The organism is Nakamurella sp., assembly GCF_048594475.1.
GTDB lineage: Bacteria > Actinomycetota > Actinomycetes > Mycobacteriales > Nakamurellaceae > Nakamurella.
Window position 1 is genome coordinate 1 of record NZ_JBMDXT010000411.1, and the last position, 4,983, is coordinate 4,983.

At 72.9% G+C, this 4,983-nt stretch carries 5 protein-coding genes; 4 read left to right on the top strand and 1 reads right to left on the bottom strand.

Features of this window, described 5'->3' with window-relative positions; genetic code table 11:
• The 4 genes from ACOJUF_RS18735 to pth form a co-directional block, all read left to right on the top strand.
• The coding region (locus tag ACOJUF_RS18735; protein WP_420123335.1) for an aldehyde dehydrogenase family protein at nucleotides 1–202 on the top strand (202 nt) is incomplete at its 5' end.
• Nucleotides 203–343: 141 nt separating this feature from the next.
• Nucleotides 344–1,579 carry a CaiB/BaiF CoA transferase family protein gene (locus tag ACOJUF_RS18740; protein ID WP_420123336.1) on the top strand — a complete coding sequence of 412 codons (1,236 nt, stop codon included), beginning with the start codon at nucleotides 344–346 and terminating at the stop codon, nucleotides 1,577–1,579.
• Between the two features lie 387 nt (nucleotides 1,580–1,966).
• The gene (locus ACOJUF_RS18745) at nucleotides 1,967–2,593 is read left to right on the top strand and encodes a 50S ribosomal protein L25/general stress protein Ctc (RefSeq protein WP_420123337.1); all 627 of its coding nucleotides are present in this window, start codon (nucleotides 1,967–1,969) and stop codon (nucleotides 2,591–2,593) included.
• A gap of 14 nt (nucleotides 2,594–2,607) precedes the next feature.
• Nucleotides 2,608–3,186, top strand: a complete 579-nt coding sequence (pth, locus tag ACOJUF_RS18750; protein WP_420123338.1) for an aminoacyl-tRNA hydrolase — start codon at nucleotides 2,608–2,610, stop codon at nucleotides 3,184–3,186.
• Nucleotides 3,187–3,234: 48 nt separating this feature from the next.
• On the opposite strand, the gene ACOJUF_RS18755 is transcribed toward pth, so the two are convergent.
• Nucleotides 3,235–4,917: a fatty acyl-AMP ligase gene (locus tag ACOJUF_RS18755; protein WP_420123339.1), complete on the bottom strand. Its 1,683-nt coding sequence runs from the start codon at nucleotides 4,915–4,917 to the stop codon at nucleotides 3,235–3,237.
• Between the last annotated feature and the right edge of the window lie 66 nt (nucleotides 4,918–4,983).

A 4,983-nucleotide genomic window follows, 5' to 3' on the forward strand; every position in this document is an offset into this window, starting at 1 on the left:
CTGGTCGAACAACCTGACCGACGCGCTGGACACCGCGCACCGGATCGAATCCGGCTGGGTGCAGGTCAACCAGGGCGGCGCGCAGATGATCGGCCAGTCCTACGGCGGGTACAAGGCCAGCGGCATCGGCCGCGAGTTCTCCATCGAGGGCGCGCTCGAGTCCTTCACCCAGATCAAGCAGATCAACGTCAAGCTCGGCTGACCCAACCACCTCACCCCCACCCCACCCTTGCCCCCCACCCCCACCCTCACCCCCCCCCTTGGAGTTGATCATGGTAAGAAGGCCGGAATCCGGACCGGAGAACGGCCTTCTTCCCATGATCAACTGGAATTGGAGCGCACCGTGAACGGCGGTCCTCTGTCCGACATCGTCGTCGTCGACCTGACCCGGGCGCTGGCCGGGCCGCACGCGGCGATGATGCTGGCCGACCTCGGCGCCCGGGTGATCAAGGTGGAGACCCCGGGCGGCGGGGACGACACCCGGGGCTGGGGGCCGCCGTTCGTCGCCCGCCCGGACCCGGCCGGGGAGGACGGACTGACCACCGACATCGCCCCGGCCGACGGCATCTCCACCTACTTCCTGTCCTGCAACCGGAACAAGGAGTCGATCACCCTCGACCTGAAGAGCCCGGCCGGCCGGGACACACTGACCGAACTGGTCCGCCGGGCCGACGTGCTCCTGGAGAACTTCCGTCCCGGGGTCCTGGACCGCCTGGGCTTCCCGCTGGACCGGCTGACCGAACTCAACCCCGGCCTGGTCGTGCTGTCGATCTCCGGCTTCGGGCACGACGGCCCGCAGGGCGGCCGCGCCGGCTACGACCAGATCGCCCAGGGCGAAGGCGGTCTCATGTCGATGACCGGCCCGGACCCGCAGACCCCGACCAAGGTCGGCGTGCCCATCGCCGACCTGCTGGCCGGCATGTACGGCGCGTTCGGCGTGGTCGCCAAACTCACCGAACGGGCCCGCACCGGGCTCGGCGGCCTGGTCCGCACCTCACTGCTGGCCGGGATGGTCGGCGTGCACGCGTTCCAGGGCACCCGGTGGACCGTCGCCGGCCAGGTGCCCGCGGCCGAAGGACCGCACCACCCCTCCATCTGCCCGTACGGCCTGTTCCACTCCGCCGACGGCACCGTGCAGATCGCGGTCGGCTCGGAAGGACTCTGGCAGAAGTTCGCGCCCGCGTTCGGCCTCCCGGTGGACGCGCCCGGCTTCGCCACCAACGCCGACCGGGTCGGCAACGGGCCCGCCGTCCGAGCGGCCGTCGACGCCGCGTTCGCGGAATACCCGACGGCCGACCTGCTCGCCGAACTCGCCCGGGTCGGCGTCCCCAGCGGCGAGGTCAAGAACCTGCAGCAGGTCTACCAGTGGGACCAGACCCGCTCGCAGGGTCTGCTGATCGACGTGCAACACCCGGTACTCGGGCCACTGCAACTGCCCGGGCCGCCGCTGCGGTTCTTCGACGGCACCGGCGCCGAGTGGCACCGGGAGCACACCGCTCCCCCGCTGCTGGGCCAGCACAACGACAGCGTGCAGGCCTGGCTGACCGGCTCCGACGGGCCGATCGACGGCACCGCCTGAGCCCGCAGCCCCTGGTTCGCTGATCAAAGCCGCGTCCACCTGCCTGGCAGGCGCATTCCGGCCCGGCTTTGATCAGCGAAGGTCGGCGTCGCTGGACGGTTCGCTGATCAAAGCCGGGCCGACGGGGCAGGTATCCGCATTCCCGCGCGGGATTGATCCGCGAACCGCGGGGGAAAGCCGCTTCGGCCGCCCGGCCGGCTAGGAGCTGCGCGCGGTGGCGGGTAGGCTGGCAGGGTTGCCTCGGCGAGGGCGACCCGGTGCTGCGCGCGAGCGCCATCCGGGTGGGCCGTAATCGACGCGGTGGGTGAGACTCCCGCGCGTCGCTGCGCGGTCCGACGTCCCCGCCGCGGCGTAGCGATCCGATCCACCTGAGCAAGGAGTACCGAAGTGTCCGAGGTTCGCCTCATCGCCGAGTCCCGCACCGAGTTCGGCAAGGGGTTCGCCCGCCGCATCCGCCGCGCCGGCAAGGTGCCCGCCGTGCTCTACGGCCACGGCACCGACCCCCGCCACCTGTCGCTGGACGCGCGGGAGTTCGCCCACGCCCTCAAGGGCGGCGCGAACACCGTGCTGACCCTGCAGCTGGACGGCGGCGAGGAGCTGGCCCTGCCCAAGTCGGTCGTCCGGCACCCGCTGCGCGACTACTTCGAGCACGTCGACCTGCTGCTGGTCCGGCGGGGCGAGAAGGTCACCGTCGACATCCCGGTCGTGCTCGAGGGCGAGGCGGCCTCCGGCACCCTCGTGCTCAACGACCTGACCTCGCTGTCCGTCGAGGTCGAGGCGATGAGCATCCCCGAGGCGCTGACGGTCGACCTCACCGATGCCGAGGCCGGCTTCCAGGTCCTGGCCGGCGACGTGACCCTGCCGGCCGGTGCCAGCCTGGTCACCGACGCCGAGGCGCTGGTCGTCTCCGTCCAGAACGCGCCGACCGCCGAGGAGCTGGATGCCGAGACCGAGGCCGCCGAGGCCGAGGCCGGCGTGGTGCGGGACGAGCCGCAGGACGAGTCCGAGGCCTGATCGAGGCGCTCACCGTGACCAGCACCGCGCCTTTCCTGGTGGTCGGCCTGGGCAACCCGGGCAAGCAGTACGCCGGCAACCGGCACAACGTGGGCGCGATGGTCGCCGACGTGCTGGCCGGCCGGCTCGGCTCGGGATTCAAGTCGCACAAGGCGGGCGCCGACATCGTCGAAGGACGGTTCGGCGCCCGTCGTGTCGTCGTGGCCAAGCCCCGGTCGTACATGAATCTCTCCGGCGGGGCGACATCCGCCCTGGCCAAGTTCTTCTCCGTTCCGGCCGCGCAGGTGATCGCCGTTCACGACGAGCTGGACCTGCCGGCCGCGACCGTCCGGGTCAAGCAGGGCGGTGGCGAGGGCGGCCACAACGGGCTGCGGTCCATCTCCGCCAGCCTGGGCACGAAGGACTACCTGCGGGTGCGGGTCGGGATCGGCCGTCCGCCGGGCCGGATGGACCCCGCCGATTACGTGCTGCGCGACTTCTCGGCCGCCGAGCGCAAGGACCTGCCGATCGATCTGGAGAACGCCGCGGACGCCGTGGAACTGCTGATCGAGCAGGGCCTGGAAGCGACCCAGAACCGGTTGCACGCCCCCTGACCACGGTCCGGGCCCGGGACCGACAGGCCCCGGCCCCGGCCCTGGCGCTCAGCGGGGCAGCGGCACCTGCTCCGACGAACCGGGCTGCACGGGCAGCGCCGGCTCCGGGGCGACGATCAGCCGGGCGGCGGCCGCCCGGCGCAGCTTGCCCGACGGCGTCTTGGGCAGGCTGCCCACCGGCAGCACCGCCACCGCGGCCGGCCGGACGCCGATCTCCGCCGTCACCGCCGACCGCACCTCGTGCTCGATCCGGCCGGCCTCGGCCGGATCCTTGGCCGCCCGGGCCTCCACGGCCACCGCGAAGGACTCTCGGCCGCCCGGGGTGCGCCAGCGGACCGCCACCGCGTTGCCCGCCCGCACCCCCGCCACCGAGTGGGCGACCCGTTCGATGTCCGTCGGGTAGATGTTCCGGCCGCCCATGATGATGACGTCCTTCACCCGGCCGCAGACCACCACCTCGCCGTCCACCAGGTAACCCAGATCGCCGGTGTCGAGCCATCCCTCGGCATCCCGGGTGGCCACCGGACCATCCACCGTCAGGTACTGCGCCGTCACGCACTCGCCCCGCAGGTGCAGCACGCCGACCTCGCGCTCGCCCAGCCACTGCCCGTGCTCGCCGCGCACCCGGACCTCGATGCCGGCCAGCGGCGGTCCGAGCACCGGGAAGGAGCGGCCCTGGTCGACGGACACCGCCTTGCGGTCGTTCTCCAGGGCGGCGGTGTCGACGGTGTCCACCTTCAGCGGGGTGCCCCACGGATGGAACGACACCGCCAGCGACGCCTCCGCCATGCCGTAGGCGCAGACGACCGCCGTCTCCGGCAGGCCGAACGGGGCACCGGCGGCCAGGAAGCCGCGCACCGCGGCCACGTCGATCGGCTCGGCCCCGTTCAGCGCGAACCGCAGGCTGCTCAGGTCCAGCTCACCCGGCGCGACCCGGGCCAGCACCCGCGCGGTCAACGCGAACGCGAAATTCGGTGCGGCGGTGATGGTTCCGCGGTACTTGCTGATCAGCTGCGGCCAGATCAGCGGCGAAGCCAGGAAATCGGTGGGGGTCACGGTGACCAGCTCGATCCCCCGGCACATCGGCAGGGTCAGGAACCCGACCATCCCCATGTCGTGGAACAGCGGCAACCAGGAGACCATGACCTCGCCCGGCCGGATGTCCGCGGCGGCGCACATCGACTCGATGTTGGCCCAGAGGTTCCGGTGGGTGATACGGACCGCCTTGGGGGTCGCGGTCGACCCGGAGGTCAGCTGCAGCAGCGCCGGCCGGTCCTCGTCGATCTCCACCTCCGGGGCCGGCCCGCCGGGCTCGGCGACCAGCTGCGCGACGGTGAAGGCCTGCACCCCGGTACCGGCCAGCAGCTCCACGAACTCGGTGAACGGTTCGCCCAGCACCGCCGCCTTCGCGCCCACCAGGGACAGCACCGCGGCGGTGTCCTGGGCGTAGGTGGCCAGGTTGGTGCGGGCGGTCGGCTGATGCAGCATCGTCACCGACGCCCCGGCCAGCCAGGCGGCCTGGGCCACCGGAGCCACCTCGGCCGGCTGGGCGGCCAGCACGGCCACCGCGTCCCCGGGGCCGACCCCGGCGGCGGCCAGCACCCGCGCGCCCGCGCAGGCCTTGGCGTGGACCTGGGCCCACGTGGTGCGGATGGGCTCCCGGGGTTCGCCCGTGGTCATGCCGGTGGTGCCCTGCGCGGCCGTGCACAGGGCGTCGATGAACGCGCTCATGGCACCCACGGTAGGGGGCCCGGCCGCGGGCCCCGCGGGGCCCGGGCCCCCCGGCCGGGCCCCCGG

Coding starts and splice junctions, on each gene's coding strand:
- ACOJUF_RS18755 (WP_420123339.1), bottom strand. CDS start 4,917: ATGAGCGCGTTCATCGACGCCCTGTGCACGGCCGCGCAGGGCACCACC.